We start from the raw sequence: 23010 nt of genomic DNA on the forward strand, positions 1-23010 counted from the left end.
CCGTGCGCAACTGGCGCTGGCTACTGCTGGTGCTGGCGGTGCTGCTGGCTTGGCTGCAGTACCGCTTCTGGTTCGGGCCTGGGAATTCCGGCGAAGTGATGATGCTGGAAGCCCAGGTCGCGCATCAGACACAGGACAACGAAGGTCTGCGCCAACGCAACCAGGCGTTGGCAGCAGAGGTGAAGGATTTGAAGGACGGCGAGGCGGCAATCGAAGAGCGCGCGCGCAGCGAACTGGGCATGATCAAACCGGGCGAGACGTTCTATCGCGTGGTCGAGGATGCACCGCCGCTGCCGCCCGCAGTGGCCGCGCCGTCCGCTGCGCCCGTCGAGCCTGACGCTCCGGCGGAACAGCCATGACCGGTTCGATCTGGGCGATTGTGCCGGCCGCCGGGCGCGGCACGCGTTTTGGTGGGCAGACCCCCAAGCAATATCTGTGCGCTGCCGGGCAACCGCTGATGGCCTACACGCTGGCGGCGCTTGCCGCGCATCCGGTGGTGGCCGGCATCGTGGTGGCCATCGCGCCCGACGATGCGGATTGGCCGGGCTGGACCTCGGTGCAGGGCAAGCCGGTGCTCACCTGCGTCGGCGGCGGGACACGTGCGGCATCGGTACTGGCCGGATTGCTTGCCCTGCCGGAGAGCGTGCGGGCCGATGACTTTGTGCTGGTGCACGATGCCGCGCGGCCCAATCTGGCGCTGGCCGATCTGGAACGTCTGCTGGAGATCGGCCGCGGCGATCCGGTCGGCGCGATCCTGGCTGCGCCGGTGCGCGACACGCTCAAGCGGGCCGGCGACGATGGGGGCATCGATGCCACCGAGCCACGCGAGCGGCTGTGGCGCGCGCTGACCCCGCAGCTGTTCCGTCGCCATCAACTGATCCGCGGCCTCACCGAGGCGTCGGCGGCCGGGGTGGACGTGACCGACGAGGCGATGGCGATGGAGCGGCTGGGATTGCGCCCGTTGCTGGTGGAAGGTGCTGAAGACAACTTCAAGGTGACCACGCCAACGGATCTGGCGCGCTTCGAATTCGAACTGGCGCGCCGAGGTGTTGCAGTGGATGCCCAGTCGCCTGCAACCGACCCGCGCGCCGGCGCGGTCGTTGGCCACAACGATGCGCTGTCCGCTGGCGCGCACCACGACGCCGACGCTCCCTAATCACCACGGATTACCATGTCTTTCAATTTTCGAATCGGTCAGGGCTACGACGTGCACGCGTTCGGTGCGGGCGACCACGTGATGCTGGGCGGCGTGCGCGTCGCGCACAGCCATGGCGTGCTCGCGCACAGCGATGGCGACGTGGTGCTGCACGCGCTATGCGATGCGATGCTGGGCGCGCTGGCGCTGGGCGATATCGGTCAGCACTTTCCGCCGTCCGACGCGCGCTGGAAGGATGCCGACAGCGCGCAGTTCCTGCAGCATTGTGATCACTTGCTGCGCGAGCGTGGCTGGCGCGTTGGCAATGCCGATGTCACCGTGATCTGCGAGCGCCCCAAGATCGGCCCGCATGCGCTGGCGATGCGCGAACGCATCGCCAGCCTGCTGGCGATCGAACTCGATGCGGTCAGCGTCAAGGCCACCACCAGCGAAAAACTCGGCTTCACCGGCCGCAGCGAGGGCATCGCTGCGCAAGCGGCAGTCTTGCTCGGCAGGATCGCCGGCTGACCGCGGCTCACAGACGCCTGCGCACCGTCGGTGGCATGGACGGTGCCGGGCATGGCGATCATCCCGCATACCCTGCAGTGCTGAGCCTGCCGTCCACGCATCCGGCCACTGCCGGCTAGCTGTTCCAGCCGCTCCAGATCGCGGTTACCTGCGCCGGGCTCGTCTTGGCGTCGCACCGCGACATCACCGCGCCGAGGCATTCGGCACATAGCGCACGACCTGTCGGCGCGAAGGTAAATCACAGCATGAGCGACACCTCTGTTCTGCCGCGCGCGCATGGCGCTGCGGTCCTCGGCGCGGCAATGCGCAGCACGCCCGAAGATTTTCAGGTCGATGAGCTGCCTGCCTTCGAGCCAACCGGCGAGGGCGAGCACCTGTTGCTCACCATCCGCAAGCGTGGGCAGAACACCGCCTATATCGCGAAGAAACTCGCGCAGTGGGCCGGAATCGCCGAGATGGGCGTCAGCTACGCCGGGCTGAAGGACCGCCATGCGGTGACCACGCAGCGCTTCAGCGTGCATCTGCCCAAGCGCATCGCGCCGGAGCTCGCCGCGCTCGACGATGATGAGATGCAGGTCATCGCCAGTACTTGGCATAACCGCAAGCTGCAACGCGGCGCACTGCTGGGCAATCGTTTCGTGTTGACGTTGCGCCAGGTGCACGGCGAGCGTGCGGCGATCGAACAGCGCCTGCAGGCGATCGCCGCGCGCGGTATCCCGAACTGGTTTGGCGAACAGCGTTTCGGCCGCGATGGCGGCAACGTGGCCTCCGCGCTGGCGATGTTCGGTTATGTGTCCAATGCCGACGGCACCTTGTCGGCGGCGCCGGCATCCCGGCGGCGGCTGCGCAACGATCAACGCTCGATGCTGCTGTCGGCGGCGCGCTCGGCGTTGTTCAATCGGGTGCTCACCGCGCGCGTGGAGCAGGGCAGCTGGGACACCGCGCTGGATGGCGAGGCGTGGATGCTGGATGGCTCGCGCAGCGTGTTCGGCCCCGAGCCGTTCACCGATGTACTGGCAGAGCGCCTGGCGCGTTTCGATATCCATCCCAGCGGGCCGTTGTGGGGCGCCGGCGAGCTGCGTTCGACCGCGCAGGCCGCGGCGGTGGAGCAGGGCGCGTTGTCCGATCCGCAATCGGAGGTGCTGCGACAAGGTCTGGAGGCCGCGGGCTTGAAGCAGGAGCGCCGCGCACTGCGCTTGCGTCCGCAACAGCTGGAGTATCGCTGGCTGGATGCGGATAGCCTGCAGATCGCATTCGCACTGCCGCCGGGCTGCTACGCCACCGCGGTGCTGTGGGAGCTGGGCGAGGTCAGCGACGCCGGCCGTCTCAACGCTGGCCTGGGTTCCGACGCCTAGGCCTGCCCGGTTGTCGTTGGCTGCCCGGCAAACACGTCACCGCCGTAGGAGCGGACCTGGCCGCGACAGGCCTGCCCATCAACGCGTCCTTTGCGCAAGCGCATGCCTGCACCAGCGACCCGTCGCCCAATCGGCGCTAACGCCGTGCCAGCAACACCAGCAATGCTCCGGTGCCACCTTGCGTGGCCGGCGCGGAATGAAACGCCAGCACGTCGTTGCGCTGACGCAGCAGGCGATCCATCAGGTTTTTCAACACCGGCGCGCCGTTGTCCGACTGCAGCCCCTTGCCGTGGATGATGCGCACGCAGCCATGGTCGTGCGCATGCGCTTCCAGCAGGAACTGCCGCAGCAGGGATTCGGCCTGCGCGGCGGTAGCGCCATGCAGGTCCAGTTCGTCCTGGATCGAGAATTGACCGCGCTTGAGCCGCTGAAACAATCGGGTGGGAAGATTCTCGCGCCGGTAGCTGGCGGTATCGCCCGCCTCCAGCGGCGCACTGTCGCGCAGCAGACGCGCGAATTCGGTGTGCGCGTCCGCATCGTCGCGCTCGGCCATGCGTGCGCGCGGCTTGGGGCGCGGCTTGGCATTGGCCGGTGGGGCGACTTCACGAATCGGCTTGACCGCGCCGATCGCTGCGCGGAACAGCGCGCCGTCGTCTTCGTCTTCAGGATGCGACATGCTCACAGCCTAACCTGCCCAACCTCAGGCGCAAGCGAAGATCAAGCGCGAAGGGCGCGGACGCATCCGGTATCATGACCCGGTTTTCCGAGGAGTCCCATGCGCGTACTGGTTAGCAACGACGACGGTGTCGACGCCCCCGGCATCCAGATTTTGGCCGAGGCGCTGCGCCATGCCGGTCATGAAGTGATGGTGGTCGCGCCCGACCGCGACCGTTCCGGCGCCAGCAACTCGCTGACGCTGGATGTGCCGATCCGCACCCGCCGCATCGACGCGCAGACCTGCGCGGTTGCCGGCACGCCGACCGACTGCGTGCATCTGGCGCTGACCGGCATGCTCGATTACGACCCGGACATTGTGGTCTCCGGCATCAACAACTCGGCCAATCTCGGCGACGACGTGATCTATTCGGGCACCGTGTCCGCCGCGATGGAAGGCCGCTTCCTCGGCCTGCCGGCGGTGGCGGTCTCGCTGGTGACGCACAATCACGAAGCGCATCACTACGAAACCGCCGCGCGCGCCGCGGTGGAGATCGTGGCACGGCTGAAGTCCGACCCGTTGCCCGCCGATACCATCCTCAACGTCAACGTGCCGGACCTGGCCTGGTCGGAGGTGCTCGGTTTCGAGGTCACCCGGCTGGGCAACCGCCATCGGTCCGAGCCCTGCGTGCCGCAGCGCGACCCGCGCGGCCGCACCGTGTACTGGATCGGCCCGGCCGGGCCGGAGCAGGACGCCGGCGCCGGCACCGACTTCCATGCCGTGCGCACCGGGCATATCTCGATCACCCCGATCCATGTCGACCTGACCCGCTATCAGGCGCTGGAGACGGTGGCCGGCTGGGTGGGCGGCCTGACCGCCGCGCTGGATACGCCGGCATGACGCCGAGGCTGCGGCTGCAACCGGAATCGGTCGGGATCGGCATGACCTCGCAACGCGTGCGCGACCGGCTGGTCGAGCGCCTGCGCGAGGCTGGCATCCAGGACGAGGCCACGCTCAACGCGGTGCGCACCGTGCCGCGCCATCTGTTCATCGACGAAGCGCTGGCCTCGCGTGCCTATGAAGACACTGCCTTGCCGATCGGCCACGGCCAGACCATCTCGCAGCCCTGGGTGGTCGCGCGCATGACCGAGGCGGTGCTGCAGGTTGGCCCGACCAAAGTGCTCGAAGTGGGCACCGGCTCCGGCTACCAGGGCGCGATCCTCGCCGCGCTGGGGCTGGAGGTGTACACCGTCGAGCGCATCGGCGACCTGCTGCGGCAGGCGCGCAAGCGCTTCCGCCATCTGGGCATGAACGTGCGCAGCAAGCACGACGATGGTCGCATCGGCTGGCCCGAACATGGCCCCTACGATGCCATCGTGGTCACCGCCGCCGCCCCGGCGCTGGTCGACGCGCTGGTCGATCAGCTGGCGGTCGGCGGGCGGCTGGTCGCGCCGGTCGGTGGCGCCTCGTCGCAGTCACTGGTGCAACTCACGCGCGCTGCCGACGGCGCGATCGAGCAGCAGGTTCTGGCGCCGGTCACGTTCGTCCCGCTGTTGTCGGGCATGCTGGATTGAATCCATGAGAGTTTTTCGATGAAGATCTTCGGGCCGTTGTACGACGTGGCCATTCGCTGGTCGCGCAATCGCCGCGCTCCGGCGCTGCTGACCGGCCTCAGTTTCGTGGAGGGCTTCATCTTCCCGGTACCGCCGGAGGTGATGCTGGCGCCGATGTCGCTGGCCGAACCCAGGCGCGCCCTGTGGTTCGCCACCTTGAGCCTGATCGGCTCGGTCTGCGGCGCGCTGGTCGGTTATCTGCTGGGCCATTTCGCCTTCGCCGCCTTGCAGCCGCTGATCGAATGGCTGGGCTGGAGCGCCAAGATCCAGGCGCAGATCGAGACGTTGCGCACGCTGGTCGCCGATTCGCCGTGGAAGGCCTTCTGGGCGCTGGTGCTGGTGGGCTTTACCCCGATCCCGTTGAAGATTTTTACCTGGGCCTCGGGCGTGGTCGGCGTGCCGATCCTGCCCTTCATTGCCAGCATGCTGGTGGGGCGCGGCAAGCGCGTGTATCTGGTGGCCGGCGCGATCCGGCTGGGTGGGGCGCGCGCCGAGGCCGCGCTGCATCGCTGGATCGAGCCGCTGGGCTGGGTGGCCATGGCCGTCCTGGCGGTGGGCGCGGGCTGGCTGGTGTGGAAGACAACCAACGGATGAGCAAGTTGCAGATGAACTCGGTACGTAAGACAGCAGTCCTGCTCGCAGTCGCCGTCGGGCTGGGCGCCTGCAGCAGCGCCACGGTGGTGCGCTCGCCCGGAGCCGGCGGCGGTTCGGCGTCCGCGCGTCCGTCCGCGGCGCCGCGTCCGTCGGTGCCGCGCCCGGGCGCGACCGTCACCGTTCAGCGCGGCGACACGCTATACGCCATCTCGCGCCGCACCAATATCACCGCGCCGGATCTGGCGGCCTGGAATGGCCTGTCCTCGCCGAACACCATCTATCCCGGCCAGACCCTCAAGCTCTATCCGCCCGGAGCCAGCAGGCCGGGCGGCAGCAGCTCCAGCGCCGGTACGGTGGTTCCACCGCGCCCGAGTACCCCGATCGCAGCACCGGTCAGCAGCGGATTTCCGTGGCGCTGGCCAGCCGACGGCGTGGTGGTCGGCACCTTCGTCAGCGGCGAGACCACCAAGCAGGGCGTGGACATCGCCGGTGCCAGCGGGCAGGCGGTGCGTGCCGCGGCCGACGGTGTGGTGGTGTACTCCGGCGCCGGCCTGGTCGGCTACGGCGAGCTGATCATCATCAAGCACAACGACCAGTGGCTGTCCGCCTACGGGCACAACCGCAAGCGCCTGCTCAACGAAGGCCAGAGCGTCAAGGCCGGCCAGCAGATCGCCGAGATGGGCCGCAGCGGCGCCGCCCGCGACATGCTGCACTTCGAGATCCGCTACAACGGCAAGCCGGTGGATCCGCTGCTGTATCTGCCGAGGAAGTGATTCGGGATTCGGGATTTGGGATTCGCAACGGCAACGGCGCTGGGCTGATGCTGCCGCGTGGAAGATGCGTTCTAGCGGCCTGAAGATTGCTTGGGGTGTCGCTCCTGCTGTTGGCATGAGAGCGACATCTGCTCCAGCCTGCAGTTGCGAATCCCCAATCCCGACTCCCTAATCCCGGCCTTCAAGAATCATCGCCAGTGCCACCCGGCGGCCTTCGCTGGCCAGCACGTTGTAGGTGCGTGCCGCGGCCGCATTGGTCATCGCTTCCAGGCCGATGCCGCGGGTCAGGCAGGCTGCCAGCACGTCCGTCTTCGGGAACTGCTGTCGCTCGCCGGTGCCGAGCAGGATCACCGCCGGGGCGAGAGCCAGCACCGCGTCCATATGCGCGACCTGGAGCTGTTCCAGGCCGGAGACCGGCCAGCCTTCCACCAGCTCGTCGGGCATCAGGATGAAGCTGCGCTGCAGAATCTGATCGTTCACCTTGGCGTGGCGGCCATCGGCCGCGCGCAGCGCATAGGTGTAGTCGGGGTGTTCCTGGCTTAAGGGCATGTCGAACTCGTCGGGTCAGCCGCGCGGCAGCACGATCTGACGCTTTTCCTTGCTGGGGCGGTACAGGATGGCGACATGGCCGATCCGCTGCACCAGCGCGCTGCCGGTCTGCTCGGTCAGTTCGGCAATCATGGCGTCACGGGCCTCGCGATCCTCCGATGTCACCTTCACCTTGATCAGTTCGTGGCGCTCGAGCACTTCCTCGAGTTCGGCCAGAAATGCAGGCGTGACCCCTTTGCCGCCGGTTTGCAGCAGTGCCTTGAGATCGTGGGCCTGGCCGCGCAGGAAACGGTTCTGGGCGGAGGTGAGAACAATGGACATGCAGGATCAAAGGGCAGCAAAGGGTGTTCAGGGTATCATGGCGACCCGTTCAGACCCCTTTGCCGATGCCTTCCCGTAGTAAAAGTAGCCAGCGCTGGCTCAAGGAACACTTCGCCGATCCGTTCGTCAAGAAGGCGCAGGCCGAAGGCATGCGCTCGCGTGCGGCCTACAAGCTGGAAGAACTGCTCCAGCGCGACCGCCTGCTCAAGCCGGGCATGGTGGTGGTCGACCTGGGCGCGGCGCCAGGCGGTTGGTCGCAACAGGTGCGCAAATCCATGGGCGACAGCGGCCGGGTGGTGGCGCTGGATATCCTGGAGATGCCGCCGCTGGCCGGCGTGGAGTTCCTTCACGGCGACTTCAGGGAGCAAACCGTCCTATCGGAATTCGAGGCGATGCTGGGCGATGTGCCGGTGGACCTTGTGCTGTCCGATATGGCCCCCAATAAGAGTGGCATGGATGCGGTCGACCAACCGCGGATGATGCACCTGGCGGAACTGGCGATGGAATTTGCCGACACCCACCTCAAACCGGGCGGGGCGTTCCTGATCAAGCTGTTCCAGGGTGTCGGGTCCGACGATTACATTCGTGAGCTTCGCCGCCGCTATGACAAGGTGACGATTCGCAAGCCGGCGGCCTCGCGCAAGCGCTCCCCGGAAGTTTATGCGCTCGGTCAGGGCAAGCGTGCCCAGATCAAGTAAGCTGCCAATGACCACCGTGTTTCAAGAATTTGAAGAGTAGAGGGCACCGGAGCCAATGAGGATGAACGACTTGACCAAGAATCTGCTGCTGTGGGTGGTCGTCGCGGTTGTGCTGATGGTCGTCTTCCAGAGCTTCTCGCCGCGGATGGCGGGCGGTGTCGGCCCCGACTCGATCACCTACACCCAGTTCCTGAAGGAAGTGGACTCGGGCCGCGTGAAGTCGGTGGACTACACCGACGAGACCAACCTGGCGGTCAACGCGATCCGCTTCAAGCGCACCGACGGCAGCGAAGCCACCGTCTACGGTCCGCGTGACGACAAGCTGGTCGACGTGCTGTATAGCAAGAACATCGAAATGACCCGCCAGAAGCCCTCCACCGGGCCCGGCTTCTGGTCGTTGGTGCTCAATTTCCTGCCGGTCATCCTGATCATCGGCTTCTGGCTGTTCATCATGCGCCAGATGCAGGGCGGTGGCGGTGGCGCCAAGGGCGCAATGAGCTTCGGCAAGTCGCGCGCCAAGCTGCAGGGCGAGGACCAGGTCAAGATCACCTTTGCCGACGTCGCCGGCTGCGACGAGGCCAAGGAAGAAGTCGGCGAGCTGGTCGACTTCCTGCGCGACCCGACCAAGTTCACCAAGCTGGGCGGCAAGATCCCGCGCGGCGTGTTGATGGTCGGCCCGCCCGGTACCGGTAAGACGCTGCTCGCCAAGGCGATCGCCGGTGAGGCCAAGGTACCGTTCTTCAGCATCTCCGGCTCGGACTTCGTGGAAATGTTTGTCGGCGTGGGTGCCAGCCGCGTGCGCGACATGTTCGAGCAGGCCAAGAAGCATGCGCCGTGCATCATCTTCATCGACGAAATCGATGCGGTGGGCCGTCATCGCGGCGCCGGTCTCGGCGGCGGGCATGACGAGCGCGAGCAGACCCTGAACCAGTTGCTGGTTGAGATGGACGGTTTCGAAGGCGGCGAAGGCGTGATTGTCATCGCGGCGACCAACCGTCCGGACGTGCTGGATCCGGCGCTGCTGCGTCCAGGCCGTTTCGACCGCCAGGTCGTGGTCGGCCTGCCGGACGTCAAGGGGCGCGAGCAGATCCTGCGTGTGCACATGCGCAAGCTGCCGCTGGCCGACGACGTGGTGCCGATGGTCATCGCACGCGGTACGCCAGGCTTCTCCGGTGCCGACCTGGCCAACCTGTGCAACGAGGCGGCGTTGTTTGCCGCACGCGGCAGCGAGAAGGAAGTCCGCATGGACCACTTCGATCGTGCCCGCGACAAGATCCTGATGGGTGCCGAGCGCCGCTCGATGGCCATGAGCGAGGACGAGAAGACGCTCACCGCTTACCACGAGGCAGGCCATGCCATCGTCGGCCGTCTGGTGCCCGAGCATGACCCGGTCTACAAGGTCACCATCATTCCGCGTGGTCGTGCGCTGGGCGTGACCATGTACCTGCCCGAGGGCGACCGCTACTCGATGAATCGCGTGGCGATCGAGTCGCAGCTGTGCTCGCTGTACGGCGGCCGCGTTGCCGAAGAACTGATCTTTGGTGGCGACAAGGTCACCACCGGCGCGTCCAACGACATCGAGCGTGCGACCAAGATGGCACGCAACATGGTGACCAAGTGGGGCCTGTCCGACGAGCTCGGCCCGGTGGCCTACGGCGAGGAGGAGGACGAGGTGTTCCTGGGGCGCTCGGTCACCCAGCACAAGAACGTGTCCGACGAGACCGCGCGCAAGATCGACGAAGTGGTGCGCTCGATTCTGGACAAGGCTTACAGCAAGACCAAGGCCATCCTCACCGAGAACCTGGACAAGCTGCACGCGATGTCGCAGCTGCTGCTGCAGTACGAGACCATCGACGTGCCGCAGATCGACGCCATCATGGAAGGCCGCGAGCCGCCGCCGCCGGCGGGTTGGGGCAAGTCCGACAAGGACGGTGGCAACAACAACGACAAGGGCAGCCCGCGTCCGTTGCCGCCGATCGCCGGGCCGGCCGAGCAGCTGTAACCGACGCATCGGTCAGCTGCAGCAGCATCCATCAAGGCCGGGAAGCGATTCCCGGCCTTGATGCGTTGTAGCGACGCCTCGCCCCGGCGGCGCTGATCGCAACCATCCAAGGAGACACCACCGATGTTCGATACTGCCCTCAAGCTGGATTGCGCCGGTCGCGCGCTGCGACTGGATGCGCCGCAGGTGATGGGAATCGTCAATGTCACGCCGGATTCGTTTTCCGACGGCGGCCAGCACGCCAGCTGCGACGCCGCCATCGCGCATGGTTTGAGGCTGGTCGAGCAGGGCGCTGCGGTGCTGGATATCGGTGGCGAATCCACCCGCCCCGGTGCCACGCCGGTATCGCTGGAGGAAGAGCTGCAGCGCGTGGTCCCGGTGATCCAGGCATTGGCGCAGCAGACCACTGTCCCGATCAGCGTGGATACTTACAAGCCGGAGGTGATGCGCGCGGCGGTCGCGGCCGGCGCCGGCATGATCAACGACGTGCATGCGCTGCGCTCGCCGGGGGCGCTGGATGCGGCAGCCGAATTGCGGGTGCCGGTGGTGTTGATGCATGCACGCAGCGCGCCGCATGCGATGCAGGACGCGCCGCACTATGACGACGTGGTGGCCGAGGTGCATCGCTTCCTGGCCGAGCGCATCTTCGCGGCCGAAATGGCCGGGATCGACAAGCGCCGCTTGATCCTCGACCCGGGGTTCGGCTTCGACAAGACCACCACGCACAATCTGACCGTGCTGGCGCAGTTGCAGCGCCTGCAGGAGTTCGGTCTGCCGGTGCTGGCGGGGCTGTCGCGCAAGCGCAGCATCGGTGAGTTGACCGGGCGCCAGCTCGCCGCAGAGCGCGTATACGGCTCGGTCGCCGCGCATCTGATCGCCGCCCAACACGGCGCGATGTTGCTGCGGGTGCATGATGTGGCCGCCACCGTGGATGCCCTAAAGGTGTGGAGCGCGATGACGGCGATTCCGCTGCCGCGGGTGAGCGCGCCTGCGGCACCGAGCATTCGCTGGCCGGACGAGGACTGATGCCGGCCGACCGCCGCCCGCTGGCGATTGCGCTGATGGGGCCGACCGCCAGCGGCAAGACCGCGCTGGCACTGGACGCCGCGCAGCGCTGGAACGGCGAGATCGTCAGTGTCGATTCGGCGCTGGTGTATCGCGGCCTGGACATCGGCGCGGCCAAGCCGGATGCGGCGATGCGCGCGGCAGTGCCGCATCACTTGATCGATCTGCGCGAGCCCTGGCAGATCTATTCGGCGGCGGAATTCGCCAGCGATGCGCGGCAGGCGATCGAGCAGATCGTGGCGCGCGGCAAGCTGCCGATCCTGGCCGGCGGCACCGGGCTGTACTTCCGCGCCTTGCTGGAAGGGCTGTCGCAGTTGCCCGAGGCCGATCCGGCGGTGCGCGCGGCAATCGCAGCCGAAGCCGGGGAACTTGGCTGGGCGCGGATGCACGCACAACTGGCGGACGTCGACCCGGTCGCGGCGGCGCGCATCCACACCACCGATCCGCAGCGGATCCAGCGTGCGCTGGAGGTCTACCGCATCAGCGGCAGGCCGATCAGCTACTGGCAGGCGCTGCCTTCGGGTCCCCGTTTGCCGGTGCGGGTGCTGAAGGTGGTGCTGGCGCCGCGCGAGCGCGCGGTGCTGCATGCACGCATCGAGCAGCGCCTGGACACGATGCTGGCACAGGACTTTCTGGCCGAGGTGGAACGTCTGCGGGCACTGCCGCAACTGCGTGCAGTCTCCGCGCCGCTGGATCTGCCCGCAGTGCGCGCAGTGGGGTATCGCCAGGCTTGGGAGTACCTGGATGGGGCCGGTCGCCTGGCCGACTTTCGCGACAAGGCGGTGCAGGCCACCCGTCAACTGGCCAAGCGGCAGCTCACCTGGCTGCGTGGCGAGCTCGACGCGCGCTGGTTCGACCCGGAGCATGACCGCCAACGATTGGAAAGTGCACTTGTCGGCTTCCTCGGCCAACGTCCCGCTGTACGGCAGGCTTCAGGCGTGTAACATCCCGTTTCCGGGGCCGGCTGGGGATGGCAGGTGTCGACCGGGACTATAAGAACAATAATGAAGAGGAGTTTTCGATGGCTAAGGGGCAATCTTTACAGGACCCATTCCTCAACGCGCTGCGGCGCGAGCGGGTGCCGGTTTCTGTGTATCTGGTCAACGGCATCAAGCTGCAGGGCACGATCGAGTCGTTCGACCAGTTCGTGGTCCTGCTGCGCAATACCGTGAGTCAGATGGTCTACAAGCACGCCATCTCCACGGTCGTGCCGGCGCGCAATGTGCGCGTGGGACCGGGTGGTGGGTATGTGCAATCCAATGAAGGCAACCAGGCGGAAGATGACGACGTCGAGCAGTAATGGAGTAGTGCGTGTTTGATCGCTCACGCAAGGGTGAACACGCGTTGTTGATTCAGACCCACTCCGGTGGGCCTGCCGAAGAGGATGTGCTGGAGGAGTTCGCCGACCTTGCCAAGTCGGCGGGCGCCACGGTGGCGGCCACGCTCACCGCGCGCATCGACAAACCGAACCCGTCGACCTTGATCGGCAGCGGCAAGCTGGAAGAGATCAAGGCTGCTGCCGAGGCCACCGGTGCGGATCTGGTGTTGGTCAATCACACCTTGTCGCCCGGCCAGGAGCGCAATCTGGAGCGCTATCTGGAGCGGCGCGTGATCGACCGGACCGGCCTGATCCTGGACATCTTCGCGCAACGGGCACGCAGCCACGAGGGCAAGCTGCAGGTGGAGCTGGCGCAGTTGCGGCATATGGCCACCCGGCTGGTCCGCGGCTGGACCCACCTGGAACGTCAGCGCGGCGGTTCGATCGGCCTGCGCGGCCCTGGCGAAACCCAGCTGGAAACCGACCGTCGCCTGCTGCAGAAGCGGGTGGAGCAGTTGCAGCAGCGGCTGGAAAAGGTCGAGGTGCAGCGGACCCAGATGCGGCGTGCGCGCATGCGCAGCGAACTGCCGCGGATTGCATTGGTCGGTTACACCAATGCCGGCAAATCCACGCTGTTCAACGCCTTGACCGGTGCGGAGGCCTACGTGGCCGACCAGTTGTTCGCCACGCTCGATCCTACCGTGCGCCGCATCGCGCTGCCGGGCGGCAGTGCGATCCTGGCCGACACGGTCGGCTTCGTGCGTGACCTGCCGCACCAACTGGTCGCCGCATTCCGTTCGACCTTGTCCGAGGCGCGCGACGCCGATCTGCTGTTGCATATCGTCGATGCGGCCGACCCGCTGCGCGAGGAACGCATCCAGCAGGTCGATGAGGTGTTGCATGCGGTAGGTGCGGGCGATCTGCCGCAGCTGCTGGTATTCAACAAGATCGACAAGATCGAAGGCGCGCAGGTGCGTCACGATGCGCAGGACGGCATTCCCGACCAGGCGCGGCGTGAGCGCGTGTGGGTCTCCGCGCGCGACGGACGCGGGCTGCAGGAATTGCAGCATGCGCTCGGGCAGCGACTGGACCTGCGCCATGTGACCGGGCAACTGCGGTTGCCGCCGTCGGCCGGCCGTCTGCGCTCGAAGTTGCATCAACTGGAAGTGGTGCGCGGCGAGCAGTCCGACGAGGACGGCTGGTTGCTGGAGGTCGACCTGCCGATGGTCGAGGCCGAGCGCCTGGCTGCCGGCGACGACGGTGCGCCACTGCGGGCGATGCTGCCCGATCGTCGCGAAGACTGGGAGTCGTGAGCGGCGCTGCACGGTCGGCTTGTGCCAGCCGTGCAGATCGCCGTTGTCGGGGCAGGCCGATATCTGCCGGCGGTGTGGCGATCGCGCTGGGTGACGGTGGGTTCTGTTGCTGGCGCGACCGAATGCGTGTCTGCAGCAGTCGTGCAGGCGTGAGAATGTCCTCCAGCCGCCGATATCCTTGCGATCCGGTTACCAGCGCAGCCGATGCCCGTTGCCATCGGCTGCACACCGCCACTGAACCTCGGCCACGTCGTCGCTGGCGCGGATTGGGCGCCAGCGCAGACAGGCGCGGCGAATTCGGCTAAAACGTCGGTTGCTTCTTCATGCGCCGTGCCCATGTCCATGTCCGCCGATTCCGAACTGCAGCAGCTGGCCGAACGCCTCGGTCAGCAGCTGCTTGCCGCGCGCGAGCGCCTGGTCACTGCCGAGAGCTGCACCGGTGGCTGGATCGCCAAGGCAGTCACCGATGTGGCGGGGTCCTCGCACTGGTTCGATTGCGGCATGGCCGCCTATAGCTACGAGGCCAAGCAGGCCTTGCTGGGCGTGCGGCCGCAGACGCTGGAAGTGCATGGTGCGGTCAGCCGCGAAACGGTGATCGAAATGGTGTCGGGCGCGCTGGTCAATTCCGGTGCGAGCATCGCGGTGGCGGTGACCGGCATCGCCGGCCCGGGTGGCGGCAGTGAGGACAAGCCGGTCGGCACGGTATGGATCGGCTGGAAGCGGCGCGGCGGCTATGCCACTGCGCAGTTGTTCCAGTTCGCTGGTGATCGCGATGCAGTGCGGCGTCAGACCGTGGTTGCCGCGCTGCAGGGCTTGAGCGCACTGCTCTAATTCCGGCGAATCCGTCGACCGCTACGAGCTCGGCGCCAAGGCCAGCTGGCTAGGTGACAACCGTCTGCTCAATGCCGCGCTGTTCTACCAGGACTTCAGCGACTTTCAGCGCAGTCATTTCCTCGCAACCAGCTTCTGGTGGGTGCCATTCCCAGCGTGGTGTCGCGCGACATCGATACCGAACTGCTGCGGCAGGGCGTCATCCCCGGCCTGATGCGGCAGGGCGGGATCAGCTACACGGATGCTGCGCTGCTGCCCGGCAGTCGTGATTGTCTGGGCGCGCCGCGCACGTATGGGGTGACCTTGCGATTACGGGATGAAGGCTTGAAGACCTGGGCACGCCCTTGCCAAGCCACCAGGATGCAAGCGTAGGCGCAACCTCGGCTAAGCCGGCAAACGTCCATGACGCGACAGGCTGGTGCAGATCGGCTACAAACAAGGTCCCGTCTTCAACCCGCATGCCGATGCTTCCGCTGTTTGCTCATGCGTTGTTTTTGTCCGTACCGTGCCGATCTGCTGGCGATGTCCCGGTGTTGCCCGATGGCCTGCGCGCATCCGGCAGGCAACCGATGCCGGAGGCGGCCGCTCGGTGCGCCATCGTGTGCGCAAGCGATCATGCCGCCATGGCGGTTGCGCGTGGTCGTGCATGCTCAATGGGTGCGCGCAGCGACGGCACACATGCAGCGATGCACGTTAACGCCATTTGTCCTGTTGCCGCAGCGCGATCGCAGGCGGTGTGCTGATGTGGGAAGCGCTCGGCACCGTTCGGGACCTGGGGCGGCTGCAGGAAATCGCCGCGGTGCTGATCCGTTACGGATTCGGCGATGTGGTGCGGCGCATCGGGCTTGCCGACGTGCTCGAACGTGCCGGCAAGCTGCTGCACTGGCATAACGCCGAGGGCCGCCTGCGCATGTCCGCCGCGACGCGGGTGCGGCGCGCGCTCGAGGAACTCGGGCCGACCTTCGTCAAGCTGGGGCAGGTGCTGGCCACGCGTGTGGACCTGCTGCCGCCGGAGTGGATCGAGGAGCTGAGCGAGCTGCAGAACGCGGTGCCCGCGCTGCCGTTCGAACAGATCCGCCCGCAACTGGTGGCAGCCCTGGGCGCGGAGCCGGAAAGCGTGTTCGCACGCCTGGACGAGCAGCCTCTGGCTGCGGCATCGCTGGCGCAGACGCATCGCGCCTGGCTGGCCGATGGCACGCCGGTGGTATTGAAGATCCGCCGCCCCGGCATTGGCGATGTCATCGATGCGGATCTGCGCCTGTTGGCACGCCTGGCGGAAATCGTGGAAACGCGTGCTCCCGATCTCAAGCGCTATCGCCCCGCCGAGGTGGTGCAGCAGTTCACCTTCTCCCTGCGGCGCGAACTCGATTTCGCCGCCGAGTGCCGCAATGCCGAGCGCATCGCAGCCAATTTCGTCAACGACCCCCAGGTGGTGGTGCCGTCTGTCTATTGGCAGTGGACCTGCGAATCGCTCAACGTGCAGGAATTCATCGACGGCATCCCGGGGCGGGATCTGGTCGCCGTGGATGCGGCCGGCCTGGACCGCAAGGCGCTCGCACGCACCGGCGCCGGGATCGTGTTGAAGATGGTGCTGCAGGATGGCTGCTTTCACGCCGACCCGCATCCGGGCAATATTTTTTATCTGCGCGACGGGCGCATCGCCGTCATCGATTTCGGCATGGTCGGACGCGTTTCCGAGCAGCGCCGCTTCCAGGTCGCACAACTGCTGCATGGCATGGTCAGCTACGACGCCGAAGCGGTCATCGACGTACTGTTGGAGTGGGCCGGTACCAGCCTGGAAATCGATGAGTCGCGGCTGCAGCAGGATATCGGTGCCTTCGTCGACGAGTACCGTGGGGTGCCGCTGAAGGAGCTGCGCATCGGCGCGATGCTGGGCGATGTGACCTCGATCCTGCGCGATCACGGGCTGACCCTGCCGTCGGATCTGGCGTTGATGATCAAGGCGTTTCTGACGCTCGAAGGCATGGGACGCCAGCTCGATCCGGATTTCGACATGGCCACCGAGGCGCGCCCGTATCTCGAACGCGTGGTGCTGCAGCGTTATGCGCCCAGCGCAATGCTGCGGCGCAGCCGTCGCACCGTGACCGGCGCGATCGACCTGATCGGCGATCTGCCGCGCGACCTCAAACGGCTGCTGCAGGCCGCGCGGCGCGGCAAGCTGCAACTGCAGATCGAAACGCGTGCATTGCGCGAGTTCGGCGAGCAGGTCGATCGCGCGGCCAACCGGCTCACCATGGGGATCGTGACTGCCGCGCTGGTGATCGGCTCGTCGATCGTCATGAACAGTGTCGGGGGCAGTGCCAGCCGCTGGCTGCTCGCGTTGGGCGTCGGCGGGTTCATCGGTGCAGCCCTGTGCGGCGTCTGGATCCTGTTCTCCATCTGGCGCAGCCGACGCTAGACGCGGCACGCGTGCCGACTCCGGTGGCTGACCCGTGCGTAGCGTACGACACGGCTATTGCGCAGGCGCCAGTTAGTAGTAATACTACTAACCATGGACCTGACCGATACCCAGCAAGCAATCCTGGCCTTGATCGCCGAGCGCATCGATGCCGACGGCGTACCTCCCTCGCAGACCGAGATCGCGCGCGCCTTCGGCTTCAAGGGTGTGCGCGGCGCGCAATACCATCTGGAGGCATTGGAGCAGGCCGGTGCGATTCGTCGCGTCCCCGGCCAGGCTCGCGGCATCCGCCTGGCCGGGCAGGGCGCCCAATCGCGTACCCCGCCTGCCGCTGCAAACGAGCCGGTGCGCGACGATGTGCTGCGCCTGCCGGTGCTGGGACGCGTGGCGGCAGGCCTGCCGATTGGCGCGGATATCGGCTCGGACGACTTCGTGGTGCTGGACCGGGTGTTCTTTTCGCCGTCGCCGGACTATCTGCTCAAGGTGCAGGGCGACTCGATGCGCGACGAAGGCATCTTCAACGGCGACCTGATCGGGGTGCACCGCACCCGCGACGCGCGCTCGGGGCAGATCGTGGTGGCGCGCATCGATGAGGAGATCACGGTCAAGCTGTTGAAGATCGGCAAGGACCGCATCCGCCTGCTGCCGCGCAACCCGGACTACGCGCCGATCGAAGTGTTGCCAGATCAGGATTTCGCGATCGAGGGCCTGTACTGCGGGCTGTTGAGGCCGAATCGTTGAGTACTGCGCCGATGGCCCCACTGGCGTTATCCCGAGCCGGTGCCGCAGGATTTCCCGCTGCCATCGCCATGGCCACCTCCCTAATCTGAGTGTGTCGCAGCCAGTCTCAGCCTGTGCGATACACCGCCGTTACATTAGCCCTACACCGAAATCACTGACAAGGATCACCCAGATGGATGAGAACAAGAAGCGCGCCCTTTCCGCCGCACTGAGCCAGATCGAGAAGCAATTCGGAAAGGGCTCGGTGATGCGCATGGGCGACCGTGTGATCGAGGCCGTCGAAGTCATTCCGACCGGCTCGCTGATGTTGGACATCGCACTGGGGATCGGCGGCCTGCCCAAGGGCCGCGTGGTGGAGATCTATGGTCCGGAATCGTCGGGCAAGACCACCCTGACCCTGCAGGCGATTGCCGAATGCCAGAAGAAGGGAGGCACCGCTGCCTTCATCGACGCCGAGCATGCGCTGGACCCGATCTACGCCGCCAAGCTGGGCGTCAATGTCGACGACCTGCTGCTGTCGCAGCCGGACACCGGCGAACAGGCGCTGGAAATCGCCGACATGCTGGTGCGTTCCGGTTCGGTGGACATCGTGGTGGTCGACTCGGTCGCCGCGCTGACTCCGAAGGCGGAAATCGAAGGCGAAATGGGTGACCAGCTGCCGGGCCTGCAGGCCCGCCTGATGAGCCAGGCGCTGCGCAAGCTGACCGGCAATATCAAGCGTTCCAACACGCTGGTGGTCTTCATCAACCAGCTGCGCCACAAGATCGGCGTAATGATGCCGGGCCAGAGCCCGGAAGTGACCACCGGCGGCAATGCGCTGAAGTTCTACGCATCGGTCCGTCTGGACATCCGTCGCATCGGCGCGATCAAGAAGGGCGACGAAATCATCGGCAACCAGACCAAGATCAAGGTGGTCAAGAACAAGCTGGCGCCTCCGTTCAAGCAGGTCGTGACCGAAATCCTCTACGGCGAAGGCATCAGCCGCGAGGGTGAGCTGATCGACATGGGCGTAGAAGCCAAGCTGGTCGAGAAGGCCGGCGCCTGGTACAGCTACGGCGAAGAACGCATCGGGCAGGGCAAGGACAACGCGCGTGGCTATCTGCGCGACAACCCGCAGGTTGCAGTGCGGCTGGAAGCCGAGCTGCGTGAGAAGTTCCAGCCGGCCGAAGCGCCACGCGAAGCCGGCGACGACGTCGAGAAGGAATAACAGCAGCCAGGCAGTGCGAGCCCAGCCGTCATCAGGCAGGTGTCTCGGCAGCAGTGCGAACCGTGACGTCCGCGTGGGGCCACCCCGGTTTTGCCTACCGGCCGCGTCCGCCTGATGGCAGAACGGCAGCACTGACGGCTGTGGCAGGTTTTCTATCGCGGGGACGGCGGAGTCAGTGCCGTCGCTTCCCGCGGTAGATCTATTGAAGGCCAGGAGGGCAGGCGCCACGGACGGCGCATTGATGCTGTGTGGTTTTGGTACTCGGGACACCCACGATGGACGAGCAACAGCCCGCGCCAAAGCGGGGACGCCGCTTTAAGGAGCAGACGCCAGTACAACGCGCACTGGGATTGCTGGTGCGGCGTGAGCATTCGCGCAAGGAATTGAACCGCAAGCTGCTGGCCCGCGGTATCGAGCCGGACGCTGCACAGGCGGCCGTGGAGCGCCTGGCTGACGAGGGGTGGCAGGACGACACCCGTTTTGCGGCCTCGGTCGTGCGCACTCGTGCAGGCTCGGGCTACGGCCCACTGCATATCCGCGCAGAGTTGGGAACCCATGGTCTGGACAGCGATGCCATCAGCGCCGCAATGGCGACATTTGAGGGCGACTGGACCGAAAACGCGCGCGATCTGATCCGGCGTCGCTTTGGCGACCAGGGCCCCACCGATCTGCCGCAGCGGCGCAAGGCCGCCGATCTGCTGGCCCGGCGTGGTTTCGATGGCAACAGCATTCGTAGCGCCACGCGCTTCGACCTTGAGGACTGAGGGCGTCAGGCCTGCTACCCTTCGTGGTTTCAGGTTGTTCCGCTCATCTGCGCCCACATCTCATTGGGTGACCGGGACTGCCGCCCGCCCAATGCCAGCACATGAACGCACCTGCCAAATTCAGCACTTCCCAGATCCGTAGTGACTTCCTCGCGTTCTTCGAGAGGAAGGGCCACACCATCGTGCCATCCGCGCCGCTGGTGCCGGGCAACGACCCGACCTTGCTGTTCACCAACTCCGGCATGGTCCAGTTCAAGGACGTCTTCCTCGGCGCGGAGAAGCGCAGCTACGTCCGCGCGGCCGACGTGCAGCGCTGCCTGCGTGCCGGCGGCAAGCACAACGATCTGGATTCGGTGGGCTACACCGCGCGCCATCACACCTTCTTCGAGATGCTGGGGAACTGGTCGTTCGGCGACTACTTCAAGAAGGACGCCATCAGCTGGGCCTGGGAGCTGCTGACCCAGGTCTGGAAGCTGCCGGCCGAGCGGCTGCTGGTCACCGTCTATCACACCGACGAAGAAGCCTTCGCGCTGTGGCGCGACATGATCGGCATTCCGGAAAGCCGCATCGTGCGCATCGGCGACAACAAGGGTGCGCCGTACGCGTCGGACAACTTCTGGCAGATGGCCGATACCGGCCCGTGCGGCCCGTGCACCGAGATCTTCTTCGACCACGGCGACCACATCGCCGGAGGCCCCCCGGGCTCCCCGGACGAGGATGGCGACCGCTTCATCGAGATCTGGAACCTGGTGTTCATGCAGTTCGACCGCCAGCCCGACGGCACCCTGGTGCCGTTGCCGGCCCCGTGCGTGGATACCGGCATGGGCCTGGAGCGCCTGGCTGCGATCCTGCAGCACGTGCATACCAACTACGAGATCGATCTGTTCCAGGCCTTGATCGGCAAGGCCAGCGCGCTGACCGGCGTCACCGATCTGGAGAACAAGTCGCTGCGGGTGATCGCCGACCACATCCGCGCCTGTTCGTTCCTGATCGTCGACGGTGTGCTGCCGTCCAACGAAGGCCGTGGCTATGTGCTGCGTCGGATCATCCGGCGTGCGCTGCGCCACGGCTGGATGCTGGGGGTACGCCAGCCGTTCTTCAGCAAGATGGTGCCGACCCTGGTCGAGCTGATGGGCGAGGCCTATCCCGAACTGGTGGTCGCGCGGGAGACCGTGGCGCGCGCGTTGTTGGCCGAGGAAGAGCGCTTTGCCGAGACGCTGGACGCCGGCATGAAGATCTTCGACGACGTTGCCGCGCGCGCGCAGGAAGTGATTCCCGGCGCCGATGCGTTCCGCCTTTTCGATACCTACGGGTTCCCGGTCGATCTGACCTCCGACATCGCACGCGAGCGCGGCTTGCGCGTGGACATGGAGGGCTTCGAGTTCGCCATGGAGCGTCAGCGCGAGACCGCGCGTGCCGCCGGCAAGTTCGGTGGCGGCGTCGCATTGCCGGCCGATCTGGTCGCCACCATGTCGCCGACGGTGTTTCTGGGCTACGAGGCCTACGATGCCGATGCACTCAAGGTCGTGGCGTTGCTCAAGCAGGGCCGTCCAGTTGAACGCGCGGAAGCCGGCGACGAGGTCATCGTGTTCACCGACCGCACGCCGTTCTATGCCGAGTCCGGTGGTCAAGTCGGCGATAGCGGCCAGCTGAGCGGTAGCGATGTCTCCATCGAGATCACTGACACCCAGAAGTTTGCCGGCCAGTTCCATGGCCATGTCGGGCGCATCACCGAGGGTGCGCTGGCATTGGGCGATGTGCTGGCAGGCGGCATCGACGTGCAGCGTCGCGGCAAGACCATCCTCAACCACTCGGCCACGCATCTGCTGCATGCGGCCCTGCGCGAGGTGCTGGGCACCCACGTGCAGCAGAAGGGCTCGCTGGTTGCACCGGACCGCTTGCGGTTCGACTTCTCGCACTTCCAGCCGATCACACCCGAAGAGCTCGCCGTGATCGAACGCAAGGTCAACGCCGAGGTGCGCACCAACCACAGCGTGGAAGTGCACAACATGGCCATGCAGGAGGCGCTGGATTTCGGCGCGATGGCGCTGTTCGGCGAAAAGTACGGCGAGAACGTGCGCGTGCTGAAGATGGGCGGTTATTCCACCGAGCTCTGCGGCGGCACCCATGTCACCCGCACCGGCGACATCGGCTTGTTCAAGATCACCTCCGAGGGCGGTGTGTCCTCGGGTGTGCGTCGCATCGAGGCAGTGACCGGGCAGGGCGCGCTGGACCATGTCGCCGATGAGGAACGACGTCTGCTTGAGGCGGCCAGCCTGCTCGGCGGTAATGCCACCGAGGTGGTCGACAAGGTTCGCGCGCTCACCGAACGGCAGAAGCGGCTCGAGCGTGAGCTGGAGTCGCTCAAGGCCAAGCTGGCCTCCGGCGCAACTGCAGACCTGGGTTCCAGCGCGGTCGATGTGGCGGGCGTCAAGGTGGTCGCCGTGCGTCTGGAGGGCTTCGATGCCAAGGCGTTGCGCGATGCGATGGATCGCCTCAAGCAGCAGTTGGGCGATTCGGTCATCGTGTTGGCAGGCGCGGCTGCCGGCAAGGTTGCGCTCGTTGCCGGCGTGAACGGCAGCCCAACTGGCAAGGTGAAGGCGGGGGAACTCCTCGGGCATATCGCCAGTCAGATCGGAGGCAAGGGCGGTGGTCGTCCGGATCTCGCCCAGGGTGGTGGCGAGGATGGTCCCGCCCTTGCGACCGCGCTGGAAGGCGTGCCCTCCTGGGTCAAGCAACACTTGGGCTGAACACTTGTCCTGGTATGCCTTGCTGCTTGGCAGGGTGTCCCGCTACCATTTCCGGTCTATTCCCTTTACCTAGGGCGCGCCTCGTCAGTCGGCCGCCGATGCTGGTGGGAAACCCACCGGTTCCAGGAGATTTGCAAAATGTTGATCCTCACTCGCCGGGTAGGCGAAACCTTGATGATCGGCGACTCGGTCACTGTGACCGTACTCGGCGTCAAGGGCAATCAGGTGCGTATCGGCATCACCGCACCGAAAGATGTTGCCGTACACCGCGAGGAAATCTATCAGCGGATCCAGCGTGGGGATGAGCCGGTCGCTTCCGGTGCGCATCAAGGCGACGATTCTTCGAATTGATCGTCATAAAGGGTTTACGTTAGCCCCT

25 protein-coding genes are annotated in these 23010 nt (G+C 66.2%); 22 read left to right on the top strand and 3 right to left on the bottom strand.

Annotated features, from left to right (window positions below):
- Positions 1-2: 2 nt before the first annotated feature.
- The 4 genes from ftsB (at position 3) to truD (ending at position 3018) form a co-directional block, all read left to right on the top strand.
- Positions 3-359, top strand: coding sequence for a cell division protein FtsB (ftsB, locus tag GGR73_RS03790; RefSeq protein ID WP_016904016.1), 357 nt, complete (start codon positions 3-5; stop codon positions 357-359).
- Positions 356-1156, top strand: coding sequence for a 2-C-methyl-D-erythritol 4-phosphate cytidylyltransferase (gene ispD / locus GGR73_RS03795; RefSeq protein WP_184455716.1), 801 nt, complete (start codon positions 356-358; stop codon positions 1154-1156). Before ftsB ends, ispD begins: the two co-directional genes overlap by 4 nt.
- A gap of 15 nt (positions 1157-1171) precedes the next feature.
- Complete coding sequence (ispF, locus tag GGR73_RS03800) at positions 1172-1663, top strand: 2-C-methyl-D-erythritol 2,4-cyclodiphosphate synthase (protein WP_046342357.1); 492 nt, start codon at positions 1172-1174, stop codon at positions 1661-1663.
- Positions 1664-1908: 245 nt separating this feature from the next.
- A complete protein-coding gene (truD, locus tag GGR73_RS03805) occupies positions 1909-3018 on the top strand; it encodes a tRNA pseudouridine(13) synthase TruD (RefSeq protein ID WP_184455718.1) in 1110 nt (369 codons plus the stop codon).
- A 136-nt stretch (positions 3019-3154) separates the two neighbouring features.
- On the opposite strand, the gene GGR73_RS03810 is transcribed toward truD, so the two are convergent.
- Entirely contained in the window at positions 3155-3694 is a 540-nt protein-coding gene (locus GGR73_RS03810) for a Smr/MutS family protein (protein ID WP_024939571.1), read from the bottom strand.
- 99 nt (positions 3695-3793) lie between these two features.
- Between GGR73_RS03810 and surE the strand changes: the two genes are divergently transcribed.
- The 4 genes from surE to GGR73_RS03830 are packed head-to-tail and all read left to right on the top strand — an operon-like array spanning position 3794 to position 6653.
- Entirely contained in the window at positions 3794-4573 is a 780-nt protein-coding gene (gene surE, locus GGR73_RS03815) for a 5'/3'-nucleotidase SurE (protein ID WP_024939572.1), read from the top strand.
- Positions 4570-5247: a protein-L-isoaspartate(D-aspartate) O-methyltransferase gene (locus tag GGR73_RS03820; RefSeq protein ID WP_016904010.1), complete on the top strand. Its 678-nt coding sequence runs from the start codon at positions 4570-4572 to the stop codon at positions 5245-5247. Before surE ends, GGR73_RS03820 begins: the two co-directional genes overlap by 4 nt.
- Positions 5248-5265: 18 nt before the next feature.
- A complete protein-coding gene (locus GGR73_RS03825) occupies positions 5266-5880 on the top strand; it encodes a YqaA family protein (RefSeq protein WP_016904009.1) in 615 nt (204 codons plus the stop codon).
- On the top strand, positions 5877-6653 hold the full coding sequence (locus GGR73_RS03830) for a peptidoglycan DD-metalloendopeptidase family protein (RefSeq protein WP_184455720.1): 777 nt from the start codon (positions 5877-5879) through the stop codon (positions 6651-6653). Before GGR73_RS03825 ends, GGR73_RS03830 begins: the two co-directional genes overlap by 4 nt.
- A 168-nt stretch (positions 6654-6821) precedes the next feature.
- Here GGR73_RS03830 and GGR73_RS03835 read toward each other — a convergent pair whose 3' ends face one another.
- Entirely contained in the window at positions 6822-7202 is a 381-nt protein-coding gene (locus GGR73_RS03835; protein WP_016904007.1) for an Mth938-like domain-containing protein, read from the bottom strand.
- A 15-nt stretch (positions 7203-7217) separates the two neighbouring features.
- Entirely contained in the window at positions 7218-7523 is a 306-nt protein-coding gene (gene yhbY, locus GGR73_RS03840) for a ribosome assembly RNA-binding protein YhbY (protein WP_024939574.1), read from the bottom strand.
- Positions 7524-7588: 65 nt separating this feature from the next.
- Here yhbY and rlmE point away from each other — a divergent pair, with 65 nt between their 5' ends.
- The 14 genes from rlmE to csrA all read left to right on the top strand — a co-directional run bounded on the left by rlmE (position 7589) and on the right by csrA (position 22982).
- The gene (gene rlmE, locus GGR73_RS03845) at positions 7589-8221 is read left to right on the top strand and encodes a 23S rRNA (uridine(2552)-2'-O)-methyltransferase RlmE (protein ID WP_016904005.1); all 633 of its coding nucleotides are present in this window, start codon (positions 7589-7591) and stop codon (positions 8219-8221) included.
- A 61-nt stretch (positions 8222-8282) separates the two neighbouring features.
- Positions 8283-10223, top strand: a complete 1941-nt coding sequence (gene ftsH / locus GGR73_RS03850) for an ATP-dependent zinc metalloprotease FtsH (protein ID WP_024939575.1) — start codon at positions 8283-8285, stop codon at positions 10221-10223.
- A 123-nt stretch (positions 10224-10346) separates the two neighbouring features.
- Positions 10347-11249: a dihydropteroate synthase gene (folP, locus tag GGR73_RS03855; RefSeq protein ID WP_126965765.1), complete on the top strand. Its 903-nt coding sequence runs from the start codon at positions 10347-10349 to the stop codon at positions 11247-11249.
- Complete coding sequence (gene miaA, locus GGR73_RS03860) at positions 11249-12232, top strand: tRNA (adenosine(37)-N6)-dimethylallyltransferase MiaA (RefSeq protein WP_024939577.1); 984 nt, start codon at positions 11249-11251, stop codon at positions 12230-12232. Before folP ends, miaA begins: the two co-directional genes overlap by 1 nt.
- 77 nt (positions 12233-12309) lie before the next feature.
- Positions 12310-12588: an RNA chaperone Hfq gene (hfq, locus tag GGR73_RS03865; protein WP_005915027.1), complete on the top strand. Its 279-nt coding sequence runs from the start codon at positions 12310-12312 to the stop codon at positions 12586-12588.
- Positions 12589-12599: 11 nt separating this feature from the next.
- Entirely contained in the window at positions 12600-13919 is a 1320-nt protein-coding gene (gene hflX, locus GGR73_RS03870) for a ribosome rescue GTPase HflX (RefSeq protein WP_024939578.1), read from the top strand.
- Positions 13920-14255: 336 nt separating this feature from the next.
- Complete coding sequence (locus tag GGR73_RS03875) at positions 14256-14750, top strand: CinA family protein (protein ID WP_039515969.1); 495 nt, start codon at positions 14256-14258, stop codon at positions 14748-14750.
- Positions 14751-14888: 138 nt separating this feature from the next.
- A complete protein-coding gene (locus tag GGR73_RS20265; protein ID WP_456362913.1) occupies positions 14889-15122 on the top strand; it encodes a hypothetical protein in 234 nt (77 codons plus the stop codon).
- A 370-nt stretch (positions 15123-15492) separates the two neighbouring features.
- Entirely contained in the window at positions 15493-17169 is a 1677-nt protein-coding gene (gene ubiB / locus GGR73_RS03885; RefSeq protein ID WP_184455722.1) for a 2-polyprenylphenol 6-hydroxylase, read from the top strand.
- A gap of 93 nt (positions 17170-17262) precedes the next feature.
- Positions 17263-17910: a transcriptional repressor LexA gene (lexA, locus tag GGR73_RS03890; RefSeq protein ID WP_024939582.1), complete on the top strand. Its 648-nt coding sequence runs from the start codon at positions 17263-17265 to the stop codon at positions 17908-17910.
- 172 nt (positions 17911-18082) lie between these two features.
- Positions 18083-19117 (top strand): recombinase RecA, encoded by a 1035-nt coding sequence (gene recA, locus GGR73_RS03895; RefSeq protein WP_016904265.1) that lies wholly within the window; start codon positions 18083-18085, stop codon positions 19115-19117.
- Positions 19118-19392: 275 nt separating this feature from the next.
- The gene (gene recX / locus GGR73_RS03900) at positions 19393-19881 is read left to right on the top strand and encodes a recombination regulator RecX (RefSeq protein ID WP_046342362.1); all 489 of its coding nucleotides are present in this window, start codon (positions 19393-19395) and stop codon (positions 19879-19881) included.
- Between the two features lie 101 nt (positions 19882-19982).
- On the top strand, positions 19983-22631 hold the full coding sequence (gene alaS, locus GGR73_RS03905; protein ID WP_184455724.1) for an alanine--tRNA ligase: 2649 nt from the start codon (positions 19983-19985) through the stop codon (positions 22629-22631).
- A 138-nt stretch (positions 22632-22769) separates the two neighbouring features.
- Entirely contained in the window at positions 22770-22982 is a 213-nt protein-coding gene (gene csrA, locus GGR73_RS03910; protein WP_024939585.1) for a carbon storage regulator CsrA, read from the top strand.
- The last annotated feature ends 28 nt before the right edge of the window (positions 22983-23010 follow it).

Source organism: Xanthomonas sp. F14 (genome assembly GCF_014199865.1).

Coding starts and splice junctions, on each gene's coding strand:
- folP (WP_126965765.1), top strand. CDS start 10,347: ATGTTCGATACTGCCCTCAAGCTGGATTGCGCCGGTCGCGCGCTGCGA.
- recX (WP_046342362.1), top strand. CDS start 19,393: ATGGACGAGCAACAGCCCGCGCCAAAGCGGGGACGCCGCTTTAAGGAG.
- ispD (WP_184455716.1), top strand. CDS start 356: ATGACCGGTTCGATCTGGGCGATTGTGCCGGCCGCCGGGCGCGGCACG.
- yhbY (WP_024939574.1), bottom strand. CDS start 7,523: ATGTCCATTGTTCTCACCTCCGCCCAGAACCGTTTCCTGCGCGGCCAG.
- GGR73_RS03875 (WP_039515969.1), top strand. CDS start 14,256: ATGTCCATGTCCGCCGATTCCGAACTGCAGCAGCTGGCCGAACGCCTC.
- truD (WP_184455718.1), top strand. CDS start 1,909: ATGAGCGACACCTCTGTTCTGCCGCGCGCGCATGGCGCTGCGGTCCTC.
- rlmE (WP_016904005.1), top strand. CDS start 7,589: ATGCCTTCCCGTAGTAAAAGTAGCCAGCGCTGGCTCAAGGAACACTTC.
- ispF (WP_046342357.1), top strand. CDS start 1,172: ATGTCTTTCAATTTTCGAATCGGTCAGGGCTACGACGTGCACGCGTTC.
- lexA (WP_024939582.1), top strand. CDS start 17,263: ATGGACCTGACCGATACCCAGCAAGCAATCCTGGCCTTGATCGCCGAG.
- GGR73_RS03810 (WP_024939571.1), bottom strand. CDS start 3,694: ATGTCGCATCCTGAAGACGAAGACGACGGCGCGCTGTTCCGCGCAGCG.
- GGR73_RS03820 (WP_016904010.1), top strand. CDS start 4,570: ATGACGCCGAGGCTGCGGCTGCAACCGGAATCGGTCGGGATCGGCATG.
- ftsH (WP_024939575.1), top strand. CDS start 8,283: ATGAACGACTTGACCAAGAATCTGCTGCTGTGGGTGGTCGTCGCGGTT.
- GGR73_RS03830 (WP_184455720.1), top strand. CDS start 5,877: ATGAGCAAGTTGCAGATGAACTCGGTACGTAAGACAGCAGTCCTGCTC.
- alaS (WP_184455724.1), top strand. CDS start 19,983: ATGAACGCACCTGCCAAATTCAGCACTTCCCAGATCCGTAGTGACTTC.
- miaA (WP_024939577.1), top strand. CDS start 11,249: ATGCCGGCCGACCGCCGCCCGCTGGCGATTGCGCTGATGGGGCCGACC.
- GGR73_RS03825 (WP_016904009.1), top strand. CDS start 5,266: ATGAAGATCTTCGGGCCGTTGTACGACGTGGCCATTCGCTGGTCGCGC.
- csrA (WP_024939585.1), top strand. CDS start 22,770: ATGTTGATCCTCACTCGCCGGGTAGGCGAAACCTTGATGATCGGCGAC.
- ubiB (WP_184455722.1), top strand. CDS start 15,493: ATGTGGGAAGCGCTCGGCACCGTTCGGGACCTGGGGCGGCTGCAGGAA.
- surE (WP_024939572.1), top strand. CDS start 3,794: ATGCGCGTACTGGTTAGCAACGACGACGGTGTCGACGCCCCCGGCATC.
- recA (WP_016904265.1), top strand. CDS start 18,083: ATGGATGAGAACAAGAAGCGCGCCCTTTCCGCCGCACTGAGCCAGATC.
- GGR73_RS03835 (WP_016904007.1), bottom strand. CDS start 7,202: ATGCCCTTAAGCCAGGAACACCCCGACTACACCTATGCGCTGCGCGCG.
- hfq (WP_005915027.1), top strand. CDS start 12,310: ATGGCTAAGGGGCAATCTTTACAGGACCCATTCCTCAACGCGCTGCGG.